Annotated in this window: 16 protein-coding genes, 3 tRNA genes and 1 pseudogene; 13 read left to right on the top strand and 7 right to left on the bottom strand. The window is 68.7% G+C overall.

Going from position 1 to position 20079, the window contains the following annotated elements; all coding sequences use genetic code 11:
• Positions 1-320 precede the first annotated feature (320 nt).
• Together VFX14_14080 and aspT are read left to right on the top strand one after the other, a co-directional pair.
• On the top strand, positions 321-1706 hold the full coding sequence (locus VFX14_14080) for a hypothetical protein (protein HEU5190808.1): 1386 nt from the start codon (positions 321-323) through the stop codon (positions 1704-1706).
• An 11-nt stretch (positions 1707-1717) separates the two neighbouring features.
• A complete protein-coding gene (gene aspT / locus VFX14_14075; protein ID HEU5190807.1) occupies positions 1718-3412 on the top strand; it encodes an aspartate-alanine antiporter in 1695 nt (564 codons plus the stop codon).
• A gap of 130 nt (positions 3413-3542) precedes the next feature.
• Here aspT and VFX14_14070 read toward each other — a convergent pair whose 3' ends face one another.
• The 6 genes from VFX14_14070 to VFX14_14045 form a co-directional block, all read right to left on the bottom strand.
• Complete coding sequence (locus VFX14_14070; protein HEU5190806.1) at positions 3543-3938, bottom strand: hypothetical protein; 396 nt, start codon at positions 3936-3938, stop codon at positions 3543-3545.
• 132 nt (positions 3939-4070) lie between these two features.
• Positions 4071-4547 carry a hypothetical protein gene (locus VFX14_14065; protein ID HEU5190805.1) on the bottom strand — a complete coding sequence of 159 codons (477 nt, stop codon included), beginning with the start codon at positions 4545-4547 and terminating at the stop codon, positions 4071-4073.
• 327 nt (positions 4548-4874) lie between these two features.
• A tRNA-Lys gene (locus VFX14_14060) sits at positions 4875-4950 on the bottom strand.
• A gap of 79 nt (positions 4951-5029) precedes the next feature.
• Positions 5030-5106: transfer RNA gene (locus tag VFX14_14055), tRNA-Arg, on the bottom strand.
• Between the two features lie 32 nt (positions 5107-5138).
• Positions 5139-5215: transfer RNA gene (locus tag VFX14_14050), tRNA-His, on the bottom strand.
• Positions 5216-5313: 98 nt separating this feature from the next.
• Positions 5314-6102 carry an enoyl-CoA hydratase/isomerase family protein gene (locus VFX14_14045; GenBank protein ID HEU5190804.1) on the bottom strand — a complete coding sequence of 263 codons (789 nt, stop codon included), beginning with the start codon at positions 6100-6102 and terminating at the stop codon, positions 5314-5316.
• Between the two features lie 231 nt (positions 6103-6333).
• Here VFX14_14045 and VFX14_14040 point away from each other — a divergent pair.
• Positions 6334-7267: pseudogene (locus VFX14_14040) on the top strand (epoxide hydrolase).
• Between the two features lie 21 nt (positions 7268-7288).
• On the opposite strand, the gene VFX14_14035 reads toward VFX14_14040, so the two are convergent.
• On the bottom strand, positions 7289-8581 hold the full coding sequence (locus VFX14_14035; protein HEU5190803.1) for an RNA polymerase sigma factor: 1293 nt from the start codon (positions 8579-8581) through the stop codon (positions 7289-7291).
• Positions 8582-8759: 178 nt separating this feature from the next.
• On the opposite strand from VFX14_14035, the gene VFX14_14030 reads away from it, so the two are divergent.
• The 10 genes from VFX14_14030 to VFX14_13985 form a co-directional block, all read left to right on the top strand.
• The gene (locus VFX14_14030; GenBank protein HEU5190802.1) at positions 8760-9239 is read left to right on the top strand and encodes a DinB family protein; all 480 of its coding nucleotides are present in this window, start codon (positions 8760-8762) and stop codon (positions 9237-9239) included.
• A gap of 151 nt (positions 9240-9390) precedes the next feature.
• Positions 9391-9657, top strand: coding sequence for a hypothetical protein (locus tag VFX14_14025; protein HEU5190801.1), 267 nt, complete (start codon positions 9391-9393; stop codon positions 9655-9657).
• The gene (locus VFX14_14020) at positions 9654-11993 is read left to right on the top strand and encodes a molybdopterin-dependent oxidoreductase (protein ID HEU5190800.1); all 2340 of its coding nucleotides are present in this window, start codon (positions 9654-9656) and stop codon (positions 11991-11993) included. The genes VFX14_14025 and VFX14_14020 overlap by 4 nt, the downstream gene beginning before the upstream one ends.
• A 13-nt stretch (positions 11994-12006) precedes the next feature.
• Positions 12007-12693, top strand: a complete 687-nt coding sequence (locus tag VFX14_14015; GenBank protein ID HEU5190799.1) for a nitrate reductase cytochrome c-type subunit — start codon at positions 12007-12009, stop codon at positions 12691-12693.
• Positions 12690-13307: a cytochrome c3 family protein gene (locus tag VFX14_14010; protein ID HEU5190798.1), complete on the top strand. Its 618-nt coding sequence runs from the start codon at positions 12690-12692 to the stop codon at positions 13305-13307. The genes VFX14_14015 and VFX14_14010 overlap by 4 nt, the downstream gene beginning before the upstream one ends.
• Positions 13308-13320: 13 nt before the next feature.
• Positions 13321-14460 carry a 4Fe-4S dicluster domain-containing protein gene (locus tag VFX14_14005; protein ID HEU5190797.1) on the top strand — a complete coding sequence of 380 codons (1140 nt, stop codon included), beginning with the start codon at positions 13321-13323 and terminating at the stop codon, positions 14458-14460.
• 5 nt (positions 14461-14465) lie between these two features.
• Positions 14466-15731, top strand: coding sequence for an NrfD/PsrC family molybdoenzyme membrane anchor subunit (gene nrfD, locus VFX14_14000; protein HEU5190796.1), 1266 nt, complete (start codon positions 14466-14468; stop codon positions 15729-15731).
• A gap of 179 nt (positions 15732-15910) precedes the next feature.
• Positions 15911-18913, top strand: coding sequence for a formate dehydrogenase-N subunit alpha (fdnG, locus tag VFX14_13995; protein HEU5190795.1), 3003 nt, complete (start codon positions 15911-15913; stop codon positions 18911-18913).
• Entirely contained in the window at positions 18910-19743 is an 834-nt protein-coding gene (locus VFX14_13990) for a 4Fe-4S dicluster domain-containing protein (protein ID HEU5190794.1), read from the top strand. The genes fdnG and VFX14_13990 overlap by 4 nt, the downstream gene beginning before the upstream one ends.
• A partial coding sequence (locus VFX14_13985; GenBank protein ID HEU5190793.1) for a hypothetical protein occupies positions 19740-20079 on the top strand: 340 nt, incomplete at its 3' end. The genes VFX14_13990 and VFX14_13985, both read left to right, overlap by 4 nt.

Genomic DNA, 20079 nt, shown 5'->3' with positions numbered 1-20079 from the left:
AGCTCCCCGATTGGATAGGTGGGCCGTCAAGGACTCGAACCTTGGACCCGCTGATTAAGAGTTCCCTCGGAGATCTGACTCAGGACACCCTCCCTGAGCCAACACCACGAAACCCTGAGGGTCACGAGCCCGGCTCGTGATGCTGGTTCAGCCTGGCTCGGCATGGAATGGTAGCAGCATGGTAGCCCTTGGTTCTGGGGGGGCTGTCTGCCACTTGACGGTACTGCTGTGCCCGGTTAGCATTGCGGCTCTCCTCAAGTATGTGCTTTGACGTCGGCTCCTGGGGAGGCGGACCACGTCGGGTCGGTCCCAAAGCGAACATGAAGCGACGGCCGTTCTTCTGGGGACTGATCCTGGGCACCCTCGCCACGCGGCTCGCCATTGGCCGCCAGCTCGATCTGGCCAAGGTTTCTGACATGACACCATTCACCGTCGACGCCCTCGTCGCCGCTGTGGCTCTTGGGGCAGCGGTCCTGTTCGTGGTCGCGTGGGTGCTCGCTTTCAGAAGGGCCCCGCGCCGCTCGACCGAGCCCCCGCCTAGTCCGGGTCCCTCCCTGGATCCTTCGCTGGAGGCCCACCTCGCCGAGGCGCGTCGCCAGCTGGCGGCGCGCAGCGAGCAGTTGGACTTCACGAGGGAGCTCCTGCTGAAGCGGACTGAGGACATGGACCGCCTCGCGGCCGAGGGAACCGCCATGGCCTCCCGCCTCGACGAAGCCCAAGCCTCCGCAGACGGCTGGCGCGTTAAGTATGAGCAGGCCGCCACCGAGCTGCAGGCGGAGCGCGCCCGGTCCGCGGCCGAGCAGACGCGATTGGCCGGCGAGCTGATGCGCGGCACGCTGGACGCCAGCCAGCGCGCGCACGAAATGCTCGACTCGATGCGCGAGCTGGTGCGGCGCACCGATGAGACCCACGCGCTCCGGGTAGAGGTGGTGGGACTACGCGCAGAGCTGGAGCGTGCCCGCTCGGCCGCGCCTGCCCTTCCCGCGCCTCCAGAGCTGATCGAGCAGGAGGCCAGACGACTGTACGGCGGGGCGCTCGAGTCGCTTTGCTTCGAGGTTCGCCGAGCCCTCAACGCCGTCCTCGGTTACTCGCGCCTGCCGATGTACGACGCCGAGAGCCGCCATCAGCAGGACGACGTGCGAGCGCTCGAGGTGGCCGGTGAGCGCCTTCTCGTCTTCGTCAACGATCTCCACGACCTCTCGCGCGTCGAGGCAAAGGCGCTCGTGCTGGAGCCGGAGGCGGTAGACGTGGAAAGCGCCCTTCGCCAGGCGGCCCTGGACGCGGCCGAGCGTCTGCAGCGCACGCTCAGCGATTTCCTGGTCGCGGCTGAGCCGGGCCTTCCCCCCGTGCGCGCCGACCGGACTCGCCTCACGCAGATTCTGGCCGCCCTTGTCCAATACGGGGGCCCCGCCAAGACGGTGCTGTCAGCCCGCCCGGCCGGCGAGTTCGTCGCGCTCGGCGTCTCCCACCCCGACCTCACCGTCGCGGACGGCGCGCGTCTCTTCGATCCGCTCGCCGCCAACGGCGAGGATGGCGCCACGCGCGTCCGGCTCGCCCTCGCGCGGGCGCTGGCGACGCTGAGCGGCGGCGAGCTGACGGTTACGGCGGGCGAGGTGACCGGCACCGTCTTCACGCTGACGCTCCCCGCGGCTACGCGAGGCGATGGGCTGGCCCGCCCACGAGCGCGTCCGCTCACCGACGCCTGACGGGGGGACGCGTGGATTGGGTCGCCCAGACGCTCCGACAGTATCCGGAGATCGCCATCCTCGCCGCGCTCGCGATCGGGTTGTGCGTGGGGCCGCTGAAGTTGGGGAAGTTCAGTCTCGGGAACGTGACCGCGGTGCTGCTGGCGGGGGTGCTCATCGGGCAGCTGAACATTACGATCTCGCCGAGCGTGCAATCGGTGTTCTTCCTGATGTTCCTCTTCGCGACGGGCTACGACGTGGGACCGCAGTTCTTTCGCGGACTGAAGCGCGACGGCCTGCCCCAGGTGATCTTCGCCTGCGTCCTGTGCCTCGCCGTGCTCCTGTCCACGTACGTCGCCGCCAGCCTGGGCGGGTACCACGCGGGCCTCGCGGCCGGACTTCTCTCCGGTGCCGCCACCAGCTCGGGGGTGCTCGGGGTGGCGACCGACACCATCAACGGGCTCGGGCTGCCGTCGGATCGCGCGAAAGCGTGGACCGACGCCATGCCCATCGCCTACGCGGTCACCTACCTCTTCGGGACGGCCGGTTCGGCGTGGTTTCTGGCGTTCATCGGGCCCAGGCTGCTCGGCGTCGATCTCGTCAAGGAATGCAAGGACTACGAGCGAAGGCTGGGCGGACTGAAGGCCCAGGGGGGTGGGCTCGGCACCGACGCCAAGGTGGCGTTCCGCGCGTACAGGATCGCGTCGGATTCGAAGTTCGTGGGCCAGCGCTTCTCGGACCTCGAGGAGACCCTCGCGGAGCCCGGGATTCCCGCCTTCGTCGACGCCGTCCGGCGGGGCGGCCATATGGTCACCGCCGAGCCCGACGAACCGATACAGGGCGGCGACGTGCTGGCGATCGTGGCCGCGCGCGAGACGCTCCTCCGGGGGGAGGGGGACCTCGGTGCCGAGGTGGACGACCACGAGCTGCTCGCCTCTCCGCTCGAGATCGTGGACATCGTCATCACGAATAAGACCGTGGCCGGGAAGACTCTTCAGCAGATCGATGCGACGCATGACCACCAGGGTCCCGGCGTGGTCCTCCGCAAGCTGATACGTCAGGGGCACGAGATGCCCTTCACGCTCGGGACCACGGTGGACCGCGGCGACGTGCTGCAGGTCATTGGCGCCCCGCGTGACGTCGAGCGGGCGATCGAGGTGCTGGGCTATGCCGATCGGTTCGCTGGGGGGACCGGCGCGGTCTTCATGGGCCTGGGCATCGTGGCGGGCGTCGTAGTCGGGGCGTTCAGCATTCTCATCCGCGGCGTGCCCCTGAGCCTCAGTACCAGCGGCGGTGCCTTCGTCGCCGGTCTGGTGGGCGGCTATCTCCGAGCCGTCAGTCGCACCTTCGGCCGAATCCCCGAGTCCACCCTGTGGGCCTTCAACAACATGGGGCTCATGATCTTCATCGCGGTGGTGGGGATCAGCACGGGCCCCGGATTCCTCAACGGCCTGCGGGAGGCCGGAATGAGCCTGTTCTTGTGGGGCATGTTCGTGACCGTGATGCCCTTGATCGTGGCGATCCTCGCAGGGAAGTACGTGTTCAAGTTCCATCCCGGCGTACTGCTCGGCGCCTGCGCGGGAGCGCGCACCACGACCGCGGCGCTGGGGGCCATCCAGGATGTGGCGCAGAGCAACGTCCCCGCTCTCGGCTACACGATCACATACGCGGTCGGCAACATGCTCCTGATCCTCTGGGGTGTGGTCATCGTGCTCATGCTGAGGTGAGCTGTGGCATCGGCTCCTGAGGCGGAGGCGCTGGATGATCAAAGTCGTGGCAGAAGCAGCTTCGGGGAGCTTTGCAGAGTTCACACCCAACAACGAGGCGCATAGGGGGGTACCATCACTCGCCCCCGGTTCAGCGGACGATTAGGCCCTGCGGCTCCGTCCCTGCCCGGATCCGGCCCTCGAGCGCCAGCTTCACGAGGTCGATCACGGCGACCTCGTGGGCGCCGCGCACCGCGATGAAGGCCGTCCGGCCGTCCTTGCTGAACCCGATGTTGGCGGCGCCTTGCCCGATCGTCAAGCGCTTTACTTCCTTGAACGTCCGCGCATCGAAGATCTGGGCGAAGGTGTCCTGGCCGTTGGTCAGGACCGAGTAGCGCCGATCACGAGTCCACGCGTTGGTGACCGGTTGCCTTCCACATGGCTGCGTCGCCAGTACGGCTAGATTGGAGGCGTCGAGCACCACGTTCGTGTTGGCCTCGGCGGTCTGCACCCAGACCTCTTTCCCGTCGGGAGACACGCGCAACATATGTGGTTTGCTCCTGGCAGGGAAGGCGACAGTCTTGACGAGCTTTCGGCTGACCATGTCTATCTTCGAGATCGTGTCCGCCTCGCGCTCCGGTGTGAAGCCGAACCGACCGTCCGGCGTGAGGTGAAGGTCTCAGGGGAACGCGCCGGTCTGGAGCGTGGCGTCCACGCTGCCAGCCTCGAGATCGAGGAATACGATCAGGTTGTCGCCCGCGACGTTGACCGCGGCCTTCTTCTTGTCCGGCAGCACGACCAGGCTGTGGCCGGGGCCCTTGCCGAGTCCGGCGATCGTCCGGGTGATGGCCACCTGCCTCGGGTCGATCGCGATGGCCTGGACCTGATCCTTGGGAAAGTCGTAGGTCCAGATCCTTGCTCCGTCCCAGTACGTCTGCTCGTCGGACAACCAGCGCACCGCGGCGCCGAGCGGTCGAGTCTCGCGCACCTGCCTGTCGGCGACGTCGATCAGCGTGACATCTTTCGAGCCGACATTGAACACGTAGACGGTTTCGCGGCCTTCCGCCGCGCCGGCCGTCGTCGTGGATCGTACCGAGGTCGTGCCGGCGGACGGCGACGTCGCCGGACGGAGTGCTCCGCAGGCGGACGCGACCAATCCGAGCGCTGCGCTGGTGGCGCCTTTGAGAACCGTGCGGCGGTCGACACTCGAGGAGAGCAACCAATCCGTGCCGCCGACGAAGACGCCCTTGGCCTCGTCACGCGAGGCGCAGTCTTCAGGGCCTCAGTGTGAAGGCGGCTTGGCCGACGACAAAGGATTGATGATCGTCTTCGCCATGGTGATCCTCCTCCAGACTCACGGATCAAGGCCGACACCACTCGGATGCGAGGCGGCCGCGAACGCCCTCGACGATCAAACTGGTAGCAAGACAGTAGCAGAAGCCGGTTCGGGGAGCCCCGGTGATCTGGAACTCCCCGATTGGATTGGTGGGCCGTCAAGGACTCGAACCTTGGACCCGCTGATTAAGAGTCAGCTGCTCTACCAACTGAGCTAACGGCCCGTAACCCGCCCCACCTTCCTTACCGCACGACTACTGATCCACGAACAGCGGCCGCCGAGTCGCCCCGGCGGCCGGGAATTGGTGCGCCCAAGAGGATTCGAACCTCTGGCCTTTAGCTCCGGAGGCTAACGCTCTATCCAGCTGAGCTATGGGCGCCCGCGCCTTCGTTCCTTCGCAGGTCCCAGGAGTGGGGTGACCGAAGGGAATCGAACCCTCAACCCCTGGAGCCACAGTCCAGTGCTCTAACCAATTGAGCTACGGTCACCGTCCCGGGACATCGACCGAGGGCTCATGGTAACGCAGGCTTACAGGCGATGCAACGGCACGCAGGCCCCCACGGCGTGCCCGCACCCCCGCCCCGGGTCAGCCAGCGGCCGGCGTCCGCCGCAGGGCCGCCCGGTGCCGGTCGATCTGCTCGGCGGTCTCCGGCGAGGCGAAGACGTCGGCGAAGATCTCCACGCTCCGGTCGATCGCCTCCGTCAGGCTCCCGTTCTGCCAGATCTCGAAGATCTCCTTCTGGGCGGCGATCACGGTCTTGGTATGCCGGGCCACCCGGGCGACCATTGCCTTCGTTTCGCCGATGAGCTGGTCGGCAGGCACCACGGCGTTGACCAGGCCGTAGGGAGCGAGCTCCGCGAGCGGGTAGGTGTCACCCGTGAGAATCACTTCCTTGGCCTTCGCAAGCCCGATGTGCTGCTGGAGGAGCGCGATGTCGCACACTGACGGCACGCCGACCTTGATCTCGGGCACGCCGAAGGTGGCGTGCGGCACGGCGATGCGGATGTCCGCCGCCAGGGCGATGCCGAGCCCCGTGCCGAGACAATGGCCGTTGATCGCCGCGATCGTCGGCACGGGCGCCGTCCGGATGGCCGCGAGCAACCGCCGGTTCTTGCCGATGAACTCGCGGGCGCGCTCGGGCGTGAGGTCCGAGAAGGCGGCGAGATGCATCCCCGCGGAGAATGCCTTCGTCCCTGCTCCAGTCAGGACGAGAGCCGACGCGCGGTCGGCGGCGTCCTCGACGATGTCGGCGAGCCGATCGAGGTCGGCCAGTGTGAAGGCGTTGCTCGCCTCGGGGCGATTGAACGTGATCCACCAGACTCCGTGCTCTTCGCGGACGTCGACTGCGGGCTTGCTGAGGTCATGTTCGGGCATCGAGGGTCACCTCCTCCAAGCTTTCACCGGCGCGCGGCAGCCAATCATCCCACAGTAATTGGTCCGGGAGACCCTGGCTCTCGTGCCACCTACAGTTCCAGAGCGCGACTATCCTTGACAGGCGTCGCACTACGGGCTATCCGGGAGATGGCCACTGCGAAGGATCGGCCTCCGCGCGACCCCGCGATCACTACCAGGTGTAGCGCCCTCACCGCAGCAGGAGGTCCCCCCATGGCTGACACGACCATCCGGCCGTTCTCTATCCAGATCCCCGAGCAGGAGCTTACGGCCCTGCGCGCCCGCGTCGCGGCCACGCGCTGGCCCGACAAGGAGACCGTCTCGGACTACTCGCAGGGGACGCGGCTCGGGACGATTCAGAAGCTGGCGCGCTACTGGGCGACGGAATACGACTGGCGCAAGGTCGAGGCGAGGCTCAACGCCCTCCCGCAATTCCTCACCGAGATCGATGGGCTGGACATCCACTTCATTCACGTCCGCTCGAAGCACGAAGACGCTCTCCCGATGATCGTTACTCACGGCTGGCCCGGCTCGGTCGTCGAGCAGCTGAAGATCGTCGAGCCGCTGACCAATCCGACGGCCCACGGCGCGAGCGCGTCGGATGCCTTCCACCTGGTGATCCCGTCGATGCCGGGCTACGGGTTCTCGGGCAAGCCGGCCACGACCGGCTGGGACGCCCCGCGCATCGCGCGGGCGTGGATCACGCTAATGCAACGCCTGGGGTACACGCGCTATGTCGCGCAGGGCGGCGACTGGGGCGCGATCGTCACCGATCTGATGGGGGCGGAGACGCGGAGCCTGGAGCTCATCTCGCGGGTCTTCGACGGGCAGCCGGAAGGTCTGACGCGCGACATGTCCTCGACAACATCACGCTCTACTGGCTGACGAACACGGGGGTGTCCTCGGCGCGCCTCTACTGGGAGTTCAAGCTCACCTTCTTCACCCCCAAGAACGTCCGCATCCCGGTGGCCGTCAGCGTCTTCCCCGACGAGCTCCATCAGGCCCCGCGGAGCTGGGCCGAGAAGGCGTATCCAAAGCTCATCCACTACAACCGGATATCCCCAAGGGCGGGCACTTCGCGGCGTGGGAGCAGCCGCAGCTCCTCTGCGAGGAGGTGCGCACGGGCCTGCGGTCCCTGCGGAAGTAGCGGATGGAAGGAGGCGGGGCGCTAGGCCACCTCGGCCAGGCGCTTCTCGAGGTGCCGGCGCTCCGCCTCGTTCTTCACCAGGTCGAGCGCGCGGCGGTAGGCCTTGGCGGCCTCCCCGCGCCGGCCGAGCCGCCGCAGCAGCTCGGCCCGCGCCGTGGGCAGGAGGTGATACGCCGCGAGCTCCCCGCGCTCGGCCAGCGCGTCAACCAGCCCAAGCCCGCGTGCCACGTCCCCCGCCATGGCGACCGCCACCGCACGGTTGAGCTCCACCACCGGCGTGGGATGCACCTCAGCGAGCACGCCGTAGAGGGCGACGATCTCCTTCCAATCGGTCTCCGCCGCGGTCCTCGCGTTGGCGTGCACCGCGGCGATCGCGGCCTGTAGCGCATACGGCCCCGCGCCGCGGCCGGCCGCGCGGAGCGCCGACTCCACCAGCGCCGCGCCTTCCTCGATCTGCGCCTGATCCCAGCGCCTGCGGTCCTGGTCCTCCAGCATGACGAGGTCGCCACAGCCGTCGAGGCGCGTGGCGCGGCGCGCGTCGTGGAGGAGCATCAGCGCTAGCAAGCCTCGCGCTTCCGGCTGCCTGGGCAGGAGCTCGACGAGCATGCGCCCGAGGCGAATGGCGTGCTCGCAGAGATCGTCCCGCACGAGACTCGCGCCGAAGCTCGCGCTGTAGCCCTCGTTGAAGACGAGGTAGACCACCGCCATCACCGCCTGCAGGCGCTCCCCGAGGGCATCATCTGGAGGCAGCACGTACGGGATGCCGGCGGCGCGGATCTTGCCCTTGGCGCGCACCAGGCGCTGGGCCATGGTGGGCGTGGGGACGAAGAAGGCGTGGGCGATCTCTTCCGTCGAGAGCCCGCCGAGCGTCCGGAGCGTCAGCGCCACCTGAGTGTCCGGAGCGAGCGCGGGGTGGCAGCAGGTGAAGATCAGGCGCAGGCGGTCCTCGGCGAGGGAGCCGTCGCTCTCCTCCGCGCCGAGGCCGACACCCAGCCCGGCGCCGTCCGAGTCGGGCGCGCCGACCGCCGCCGAGGCGGGCGCCGTCTGCTCCATATGTCGCGCGATCTCGTCCTGCTTGCGCGTGAGGAAGGCGCGGCGGCGCATGCCGTCGATGGCCTTGTGCCGCGCGGTGGAGATGAGCCAGCTTGCCGGGTTGCCGGGCGTGCCCTGCTGCGGCCACTGCTCGAGCGCGGTCGCCACCGCTTCCTGCAGCGCTTCCTCGGCGGCGTCGAAATCGCCGAGAAGACGGATGAGCGTGGCCAGGATGCGGCCGTGCTCGGCGCGGAAGATCTCTTCGAGGCGCAGCGTGCCCACGTAGCCAGGCTACCTCAAGGTGCAACTCGTGGCCAATACGCTCCCGCGGCATAACCGGGCGTTTCATTGCACATCTATTACGCGCCACGAATGTTACCTCCCAGGTCATTGCGGCCTCTGGACCCCGGTGCTACGGTGGCCGTGAAGTCAGACAACCCTCTAGCTCTAGGAGGCAGCCATGGGCGCACGGTCGGACATGCTGGCGAAGCAGTTCGAGGAGCGGGCGAACGCACTGACCGAGACGATCGAGAAGATGTCGGACGCCGACTGGAAGAAGGTGACCTCGGCCGAGAAGTGGCCGGTGGGGGTGACGGCGCATCACGCCGCGGGCGCGCACGAGCCGATCTCGGGTATGGCCAAGGCGGTGGCGGCCGGGCAGACCCTTCCGCCCTTCTCCATGCAGATGCTGGACGAGATGAACGCGCAGCACGCGAAGGACTTCGCCGGCTGCACGAAGGCGGAGACGGTCGCGCTCAACAAGAAGGGCATCGCGAGCGCCTCGGCCATCGTGAAGGGGATGTCGGACGCGGATCTCAAGAAGTCCGGCACGCTGATGACGGGCATGCCCGCCATGACAGTGGAGCAGATCGTCGAGGGCGTGCTGATCAATCACGTGAACGAGCACCTGGGGTCGATCAAAGCCACCATCGGGAAGTAGCCGCGCCGCTGACGCGCCGCGCCGGTCCGACAAGGGCCGGCGCGGCGGCGCTCTGTACGTCCTTTGTCCCATTGAGAATTCGCCCTTGTCGCCGCATACTGCCCGCCGATCGCGACTTGCGCTGCACGCTCAAGAAAGCGAGGGCGCCCATATGCCAATCAAGAGCTATCTGGCCTACCCGGCTACGGGACGGCGTGACGAGTTGGCCGCAGCGCTCGGCCGGCTGCGCGGCTGCCAGGTCGTGCCTGCCCTCAATCGCGACCTCCTCGTCCTGATCACCGACACGCCGGACGAGGCCGCCGAGGCCGCGCTCGAGGTGGCGCTGGCGGCGCTGCCGGGGCTGCACGGACTGGGCCTCGTCGCGGGCCTGGCCGACACTGAGCCCGCCGGGGACGCCGACGCCGAGGCGCGGCCATGACGCGGCGCGAGCTCCTCAAGTCCATGGCGGCGGGTGCGGCGATCAGCGCGGCCGAGGCCATGTTCCCGGGCGTGCTGTTCGCCGCCGGCCCGGCCGGCGCCCCCACACAGCCCGCGGCCGGCGGGAACGCCCAGCCGGCCAATGGCGACGTCGCCTGGAAGAAGACGCCTTGTCGCTTCTGCGGGGTCGGCTGCGGGCTCCTCGTGGGCATCAGCAACGGCCGAGCGGTCGCGGTGAAGGGTGATCCCGCGAGCTCCGTGAACCGCGGGCTCGCCTGCGTGAAGGGCTATCACTCCGTCATGGCCCTCTACGGCAAGGACCGCCTCACCCGCGCGATGGTGCGGAAGGACGGCAAGCTCACCCCCGTCCCCATGAAGGAGGCCCTCGACCTCGTGGCGTCGAAGATGGCGGAGACCATCAAGGCCCACGGCAAGGACGCGGTGGCCATGTACGGCTCGGGCCAGTGGACCATCCCCGACGGCTACGTCGCCTCGAAGTTCATGAAGGGCGCCATCGGCACCAACAATCTCGAGGCCAATGCGCGGCTCTGCATGGCGAGCGCGGTCACGGGGTTCATGTCGAGCTTCGGCCTCGACGAGCCCATGGGCAACTACGAGGACATCGACCACGCGGATGTCTTCGTGCTCTGGGGCAACAACATGGCGGAGATGCACCCGGTGCTCTTCTCCCGCCTGCTCGAGCGGCGGCTGAAGAACCCCGAGGTCAAGATCATCGACCTCGCCACGCGCTGGACGCGGACCAGCATGGCCGCCGACCGGAGCATCCTCTTCAAGCCCCAGACCGATCTCGCCATCGCCAATGCCATCTGCCACGAGATCATCCGGAACGACTGGGTGCACGCGGGCTTCGTGCGCGACCACGTGTCGTTCCACGAGGGCAAGACCAACATCGGCTACGGGCTCGAGGACAAGTTTACCTTCAAGGATGAGCCGAAGACGGTAACGTTCGAGCGCTATCGCGAGCTGCTGGGCGACTACACGGTCGAGAAGGTGGAAGCGCTCTCCGGTGTGCCCGCGCGCGAGCTGCGCTACCTCGCCTCGCTCTACGGCGACCCGAAGAAGAAGGTCATGAGCCTCTGGTGCATGGGCTTCAACCAGCACACGCGCGGGACGTGGATCAACAACCTCGCCTACAACATCCATCTCCTGGTGGGAAAGATCGCCACGCCGGGCAACAGCCCCTTCTCCCTCACCGGCCAGCCGAGCGCGTGCGGAACGGTGCGCGAGGTCGGCACGCTGACCCAGCGCCTTCCCCACGGGGATGTGACGGACGAGAAGGCGCGGAAGCTCGCCGCCGAGATCTGGGACGTGCCCCTGGAGCGTATCGCGCCGAAGCCCACCTATCACACGGTGGAGATGTTCCGGGCGGTGGATCGCGGAGAGATTCGTTTCATGTGGATCCAGACCACGAACCCCATGGTAACGATGCCCAAGCTGCGCCGGTACCGCGACGGCCTGAAGAAGGACGATCGCTTCATCGTGGTCTCCGACGTCTACCCCACGCCTACCACGGACGTGGCCGACGTGATCCTGCCCGCGGCGATGTGGATCGAGCGCGAGGGGATGTTCGGCAACTCGGAGCGGCGCACCCAGCACTGGGAAGCCATGCTGCGGCCGCCCGGCGAGGCCATGTCGGACACCTGGCAGATCATCGAGGTGGCGCGACGCATGGGCTTCGACAAGCTCTTCCCCTGGAGCGAGCCGGCACACATCGAGGAGATCTGGAAGGAGTACCGCCGCTTCCAGGCCGGGCCTGAGCACGAGATGGCCCCCTACGAGGAGCTCCGGAACCGGCCGGGGGTGATCTGGCCCTTCGTGAACGGCAAGGAGACCAAGTGGCGCTACAACGCGCAGTACGATCCCGCCGCCAAGGCCGCCTTCGACTTCTACGGCAAGCCGGACCGGCGGGCGTGGATCTGGTTCCGGCCCTACGAGGCTGCGGCCGAGTCGCCGGACGCGCAGTATCCGTTCTGGCTCAACACCGGGCGCGTGCTCGAGCACTGGCACACGGGCTCCCTGACTCGTCGCGTACCGATCCTGCACCAGGCGGTCCCCGCCGCGTACGTGGAGCTCCATCCCGACGACGCGCGGCGCCTCGGCATCGCCAACGGCCAGCGCGTGCGCCTCACCACGCGCCGCGGGGCGCTTGTTTTGCCCGCGCAGATCGACGGCCGCGCGCGGCCGCCCGAGGGGCAGGTGTTCGTGCCGTTCTTCGACGAGTCGCTCCTGATCAATGAGCTGACGCTGGACGCCTTCTGCCCCATCTCGGGCCAGCCCGACTACAAGAAGTGCGCGGTGAAGGTGGAGCGGGCCTGAGGCCGGACGTCCCGTGGACCGATCGCGCTATTTCCTGATCGGGCTGGCCGTCTTGCTGATGGCGGCCGTCGTCGTCGTCGCGGGCCAGAGCCTGATCGCCGGGCGCGAGCCCGCGCGCGTGATGCCCGTGGCCGCGGAGACCACCCCCACGCTGCCGTCGGAGGCCGGCATGTACGCGCGCGTGGCGCGCGCGGCCGACTACGCCGCCATGCCGACGGAGCCCAACCGCAAGCGCACGCGCGAGGTGTACTACGCGCGCCGCGCCTACCCGGGCGCGCCGCCGGTGATCCCGCACCCCGTGGACGAGCGCCAGGCCTTCGGCAAGGCGTGCCTGGCCTGCCACGCCGAGGGCGGCTGGGTGCCGCGCTTCGAGGCCTTTGCGCCGGTGACACCGCACCCCGAGATGACCTCGTGCCGGCAGTGCCATGTGCCCCAGGCGGGGCGGCCCGCGTTCCAGGCGAGCGCCTGGGAGGCATCGGCCCCGCCGCCGCTCAAAGGCGCGGCCATGCTGGGGAGCCCGCCGCGCATCCCGCACGCGCTCCAGATGCGAGAGAACTGCCGCGCCTGCCACGCGGGGCCGGGCGCGGTAGACGCGTTCCGTACCTCACATCCCCAGCGCGTGAGCTGCCGGCAGTGCCACGCGCTGGGCACGACATCCTCGGAGGCCTTCGCGCGGCCGGGAGAGGGCGGCGCGCGGTGAAGGGCGCCGGGCCGCTCGCGGGGGCGCTGCTGGCGGTAACGCTCGGCCTTGCCGCGTGCCACGAGAAGGAGGAGCACGTTGCCGTGCTGCAGATCACCGAGCACGCGACGGCGCCGAACCCCGACGCAGGGCTCAGCAGCGAGCCCTACCTGGCGAACGCGCCGCGAGTGGAGGCGCAGGGCTACTCGGACCGCCCGCGCTTCTTCGTGCTGGCGCGCACGCCCGTCATGGAGAAGTACCCCTGCTCCACCTGCCACACGGTGCCGCTCGAGCGGATGCGTGGGCCGGCCAACTCAGCCCGGCGCGCGCACTGGAGCGTCAAGCTCGAGCATGCGCCCGCGACGGTGATGAGCTGCGCCACGTGCCATGCCCCGGACGCCCCCGACAACCTGCGCACGCTGGAGAAGAGCCCGGTCGACTACGACCACAGCTATCAGGTCTGCGCCCAGTGCCACAGCCGCCAGGCGGCCGACTGGGCGAGCGGCGCCCATGGCAAGCGCGCGGGCGGCTGGGCGCCGCCGCGCGTGGTCTTTGCCTGCGCGCAGTGCCACAACCCGCACGCGCCACGGTGGGATACGCGCTGGCCCGCCGTGGCGGGGAGAAAAGACGAATGACGCGAGGCGATCGATGAGCACGCCCCTCCGGCGCCCCCTGCCCGTCATACAGCCGCGCCCCGCGCACGATGGCAGCTGCGGCTGCGGGAGCGGCGGATGCGGATGCGGCGGGAGCGGCTGGTCCGACGCGGAGGCTGGCCTCGACCGCGTGCGCCACCTCGCCGCCGACGTCCCGCCGCCCGACGGCGTGGACCCCGCGGAGGATCCGCATCTCTCCGGCTTCCGCCAGCTCCTCGAGCGCCAAGTGGACCGGCGCACCGCGATTGGCGGCATCACCGCCGGCCTCCTGGCCGGGCTCGGGCTCTTCCAGACCGCGTGCAACCCCATCGCGTCCGCCGAAACGCGCGAGAAGGCGGTGCTCGACTGGCAGGAATACTTCCAGGGGAACTTCCGCCTGATGACCGACCAGGAGAAGGTGGACACGGTGCGGCGGCTCGAGCGCCTGCACGAGCTGCGCACCGGGCAACGCGTGGACATCTCCCCCAGCGACGCGCGGCCGGGCGTGCTCTACGGCTACGCCTTCAACATCTCCAAGTGCCGGGGCTACATGGACTGCATCCGCGGCTGCGTGAAGGAGAATAATCAGGATCGGAAATCGGCGATCCAGTACATCCGCATCCACGAGCACAAGAAGGGACAGATCGACTTCGGCCACGCCGAGGACGACTTCTTCCACGAGGTGCCGGCGGCCGGGCACTTCTACATCGGCACCCAGTGCTTCCACTGCCAGAACCCGCCCTGCGTGGACGTCTGCCCCGTCAAGGCCACGTGGATGGAGCCCGACGGCATCGTGGTCGTGGACTACAACTGGTGCATCGGCTGCCGCTACTGCATCGCGGCCTGCCCCTACGACGCGCGCCGCTTCAACTGGAGCGAGCCGGTGGTGCCCGCCGACGAGGTGAACCCGCATCAGCACTATCTCGGCAACCGCCTGCGGAAGCGGGGCGTCGTGGAGAAGTGCACCTTCTGCATCCAGCGCTCGCGCGAGGGGCGGAACCCGGCCTGCGTGGAGGCCTGCCCGACAGGCGCGCGCATCTTCGGCAATCTCCTCGACCCGGACAGTGAGATTCGCTGGGTGCTCGCCAACAAGAAAGTGTTCCGGCTCAAGGAGGATCTCGGGACCGAGCCGAAGTTCTGGTACTACATGGACTGACGCGCATGAGCACGATGACGGCTCCCCCGCCCCGCGCGTCCCTCATCGGCTTCTTCGTGAGCGGACTCCGCGAGGTCACCAGCGGCCGGCCCCTCTACCACGCCTGGATGGCCGTGCTCACGCTGGTGATGCTGGCCGGCGCGTTCGCCTACTCCGTCCAGCTCCGTGAGGGGCTGGCCGCCACTGGCATGCACGACCACGTGAGCTGGGGACTCTACATCTCCTGCTTCACGTTCCTGGTGGGCATGGCGGCGGCCGCGGTCATCCTGGTGATGCCTACCTATGTGCTCCACGACCAGGACTTCAAGAGCGCGGTGCTCTTCGGCGAGGGCCTGGCGGTGGCTGCCCTCGTCGCCGCCATCGGCTTCGTGGTGGTGGACGTGGGCGGGCCGGAGCGGCTCTGGCACCTCACGCCCGTCATTGGCATCTACAACTGGCCGCGCTCCATGCTGGCCTGGGACATCCTCGTCCTGAACGGCTACCTCGTCCTGAACCTCGCGGTGCCGTTCTACATCCTCTACAGCCACTACCGCGGCCGCGAGCCCAACCCCCGCTACTACGTGCCCATGGTGTTCCTCTCCATCCTCTGGGCGGTGAGCGTGCACCTGGTGACGGCCTTCCTCTACGCGGGGCTGCCCGCGCGGCCGTACTGGAACACGGCCCTGCTCGGCCCGCGCTTCCTCGCCACCGCCTTCGCCGCGGGCCCGGCGCTCATGATCATCATCCTGGCGGTGATCCGGCGGGCCACCCCCTATGCGGTGCCCGACTCCACCATCCAGAAGCTCGCGCTGGTGGCCACGGTGGCGGCCCAGGTGGGGATCGTGATGCTGGTTTCCGAGCTCTTCACGGAGTTCTACCGCACCACCCATCACAGCGAGAGCGCGGTGTACCTCTACCGCGGCCTCGAGGGGCGCACCGATCTCGTCCCCTGGAGCTGGACCTCCGTGGCGCTGGTCGTGACCGCCGCCGTGATGCTGAGCGTGCATCGCGTGCGCCGGACGCTGCCGCTCCTCTATCTCGCCTGCGCGCTCCTCTTCGTCGGCGTCCTGATCGAGAAGAGCATCGGCACCATCATCCCGGGCTTCGTCCCCGAGCCCTGGGGCAAGATCCCCCGCTATGTGCCGACCTGGGTGGAGCTCACGGTGAGCGCGGGGCTCTGGGCGCTTGGCGCCTTCGTCTTCACGGTGCTGGCCAAGGCCGCCATCCCCATCGAGCTGGGCCATCTGGCGTCGCGGGGGAGCGGGCGGGAGGGCTCGACAGCGGCCCACTAGGGGTTGCGCGCCGCCAGCCGACGCGGCGGGCCGCATACGCCCTTCGTCTTATTTGGGCGGCGGCCTCCCGGCAGGGTATCCTCGCCGCGATGAGCGACGGGGAAGTCCCGGACCCGGGCGCGGAGTCAGCGTCCGAACCCACGCAGCAGTCCTCCACGCAGCCGACGCGCCGTCAGTTCATCGGCGGCCTCGGCGGGCTGACCACCGGCGCCATCGCGGCGGCCTCCCTCACCCAGGCCGGCTGCGCGCCCGCCGCCCCCGTGCTCAAGACCCGCGGCGCTACCGCCTCCACCACGGTCTGCCCCTTCTGCGGCGTCGGCTGCGGCCAGGTCGTCTCCACCCAGAACGGCCGCGTGATGAATATTGAAGGTGACCCTTCTCACCCGGTGAGCGAGGGCACCCTCTGCAGCAAGGGCGCCTCCGCCATCCAGGTGGTGAACAACCCCCGGCGCCTCCAGAAGGTGCTCTACCGCGCGGCGGGCGGCACGGCCTGGGAGGAGAAGACGTGGGACTGGGCGCTCGCGCGCATCGCCACCAAGGTGAAGGCGACGCGCGACCGCAGCTTCAAGACCACCGTGAACGGCCGCATCGTCAACCGCACGGAGGCCATCGCCTGCCTCGGCGGCTCGGCGCTCGACAACGAGGAGGCCTATCTCCTCGTGAAGCTCATGCGGGCGCTCGGCCTCTGCTACGTCGAGCATCAGGCCCGACTCTGACACAGCTCCACGGTCGCCGGTCTGGCGGCCTCGTTCGGCAGGGGGGCGATGACCAACCACTGGGTGGACATGCTCAACGCCGACGTCGTCCTGATCATGGGCGGCAACCCGGCCGAGGACCACCCGATCGCCATGAACTGGCTCACGCGCACGAAGGAGCGCGGGGCCTACATCCTGCACGTGGACCCGCGCTTCAACCGTACGAGCGCGATCGCGGACGTCTACGCCAAGCTCCGCTCCGGCACGGACATCGCCTTCGTGGGCGGCATGATCAAGTACGCGCTGGACCACGACCGAATCCAGCACGAGTACGTGCGCGAGTACACGAACGCCTCCTGGATCGTGGGCGCGGGCTACGGCTTCGCGGATGGGCTCTTCGCGGGCTGGGACGCGCAGGCGCGCCGCTATGACAAGGCGAAGTGGGCTTACGAGCTGGACGAGCAAGGCCAGCCCAAGACCGATCCCACGCTCAAGCACCCGCGCTGCGTGTTCCAGCTCCTGAAGCAGCACTTCGCGCGCTACGACGCGGACACCGTGTGCCGCATCACCGGGACGCCGAAGGAAGCCTATCTCCAGGTCTGCGATCTCTATACGTCGACCTACGCGCCCGACCGGGCGGGCACGTGGCTCTACGCCATGGGCACGGCCCAGCACAGCCACGGGACGCAGAACATCCGCTCCTACGCCATTCTCCAGCTCCTGCTGGGCAACATCGGGGTGGCGGGCGGCGGGGTCAACGCCATGCGCGGCGAGTCGAACGTGCAGGGCTCGACGGACCAAGGTCTCAACTACGACATCCTGCCCGGCTATCTCAAGATGCCGGTCGAGGACGACTCGGATCTGGCCGACTATCTCAAGCGCGTGACGCCGGTGGCGGCCAACCCGCAGAGCGCCAACTGGCTCCAGAACACCCCGAAATACGTGGTGAGCCTGCTCAAGGCCTGGTGGGGCGAGCACGCGGTCGCGCCGCACGGCTTCGCCTTCGCCAATCTGCCGAAGCTCGGGCGCGGGTTCCAGAGCCAGGGCTATGCCTTCCTCGCGCTCACCCACGCCATGTTCGCGGGCGAGGTGAAGGGCATGTTCTGCTTCGGCCAGAACCCCGCGGTGGGCGGCGCCAACGCGCGCCTGGTGCGCGCGGGGCTCGACAAGCTCGAGTGGCTGGTGGTGGCCGATCTCTTCGAGCACGAGACGGCGGGCTTCTGGAAGCGGCCGGGTGTCGATCCCAAGCAGATAGGGACGGAAGTGTTCGTCCTCCCCGCCTGCTCCGGGGTGGAGAAGGAAGGCAGCATCGTCAACAGTGGCCGCTGGGCCCAGTGGCGCTACCGCGCGATCAAGCCGATCGCCGACAGCCGGCCGGATCTGGACATCATCGACGGGCTGGCCCGCGCGCTCAAGGCGGCCTACGAGAAGGACGGCGTGTTCCCCGACCCGATCCGCCATCTGGCGTGGGACTACACGGAGCCCGGGCACAACGAGGCGGATCCGCATCGCGTGGCGAAGGAGATGAACGGGCGCTACACGGCCGACGTGACGGGCGCGGACGGCACGCGGCTCGCGGCCGGCAAGCAGGTGGCCGCCTTCGCCCAGCTCCGCGACGACGGCAGCACGCTCTCGGGCAACTGGATCTACTGTGGCGGCTACACGGAAGAGGGGAACCTCGCCGCCCGGCGCGACGCCGCCGACGCCCCCAACGGCATCGGGCTCCATCCCCGGTGGGCCTGGGCCTGGCCGATGAACCGGCGCATCCTCTATAACCGCGCCTCGGTGAACCGCAAGGGCGAGCCCTTCAACCCGCGCAAGTGGGTGATCCGCTGGGACGCCGAGAAGAAGGCCTGGGAGGGCGACGTGCCGGACGGCGCCATGCCGCCGGGCGCGACCAATCCCTTCATCATGCTGGCCTCGGGGGTGGGTCAGCTCTTCTCTCCGGACCTGGTCGATGGGCCCTTCCCCGAACACTACGAGCCGGTGGAGAGCCCGGTGAAGAATCTGCTCTCGCCGGTGCCGTTCAGCCCGTGCGCGCAGGTGTGGCGCTCCACCGAGTTCGACCGCTACGGCACCCCCCAGGAGTTCCCGCTCGTCGCCACCACCTACCGCGTGTCCGAGCACTGGCAGACCGGCGCGATGAGCCGCAACATGCCGTGGCTGGTGGGCCTGGTGCCGCACGCCTTCGTGGAGATCGGCAGCGCGCTGGCCGCGCGCGAGGGCATCAAGAACGGTGATCGCGTGATCGTGTCGAGCGCGCGAGGCTCCATCGAGGTGTACGCGCTCGTCACCGAGCGCTTCCAGCCCTACTACGTGGACGATCGCCTCATCGACGAGATCGGCTTGCCCTGGCACTGGGGCTATGCCGGCATCGTGCCGGGCGAGATCGCCAACGACCTCACCGCCAGCGTGGGCGATCCCAACTCCTGGATCCCGGAGACCAAGGTGTTCCTCTGCAATCTCAAGAAGAAGGCCCGCGCATGAGCGATCCCGCCCCCGCGAAGCCCGGCGCGCCGAAGGTCAAGACGAAGACGATGATCCAGGACAACACCCGATGCATCGGGTGCCGCGCCTGCATGATCGCGTGCAAAGCGTGGAACGACCGGCCCGCGGACCACACGGACTTCTTCGCGGGGCCCGGCTATCAGAACCCGCGCGATCTGGACGCCAACAACTACACCCTGATCACCTTCAACGAGATCACCACCGGGGCCCGGCCCAACTGGGTGTTCGGCCGCCAGCTCTGCATGCACTGCGAGCACCCGGCCTGCGCCTCCGCCTGCCCCACCACCGCGCTGCGCAAGACGGATCGCGGGCCCGTGGTGTTCAACAGCAACCGCTGCATCGGCTGCCGGGCGTGCATGCAGGCCTGCCCCTTCCTGATCCCGAAGTACGACTACGAGAGCCGCGCGCCCCTCATCCACAAGTGCACGTTCTGCGCCGACCGCATCGAGGCGCAGCTCAAGCCCGCGTGCGCCACGGTGTGCCCCACCGGCGCCATCAGCTTCGGCGACCGGGACGACATGGTGGCGGAAGCCAAGCGCCGCATCGCCACCGCGCCCGGCACCTACATCCCCGAGATCTACGGGCTCGACGAGGTAGGCGGGACCAGCGTGCTCCACCTCTCCTCGGTGCCCTTCGAGCAGCTCGGCTACATCACGGGGCTGCCCAAGGAGCCCATGCCGGACCTCACGCACCGCTGGCTCCGGGTCACGCCGCACGTGTTTGGCCTCCTGTACGGCCTTTTCGCCGCGCTCGCATGGATCGTGCACCGCCGCAACAAGAACCGGGGGCCCGAGGCGCCCCACGCGTGAGCGTGCAGACGCGGCTCGGCCGCTTTGGGCCCATGTGGGACGCGCTGGGCGTCGGCCGCCTCTTCGCGGGCTTCCGGCTCACGTGGTGGGATCTGGTGCTGCTGGCCATCATGGCGGTGGGCGTCGTCCTCACGCTGATCCGCTACGCCACCGGCATCGCCAGCGTCGCCAACATCAACAACGCCTATCCCTGGGGCTGGTGGGTGGGCTTCGGGATCATGACCATGATCGCCGTGGGCGGCGTGGGCTTCACGATCACGCTGCTGGCGGAGATCCTGGGCTTCCACCGCTTCCACCCGATGCTGCGCCCCGCCGTGCTGATGGCCTTCCTCTGCT

It is taken from the genome of Candidatus Methylomirabilota bacterium (genome assembly GCA_035764725.1).
Classification (GTDB): Bacteria; Methylomirabilota; Methylomirabilia; order Rokubacteriales; family CSP1-6; genus DASRWT01.
The sequence above is the reverse complement of the archived record's forward strand: the minus strand, read 5'-3'. Positions and strand labels throughout refer to the sequence as shown.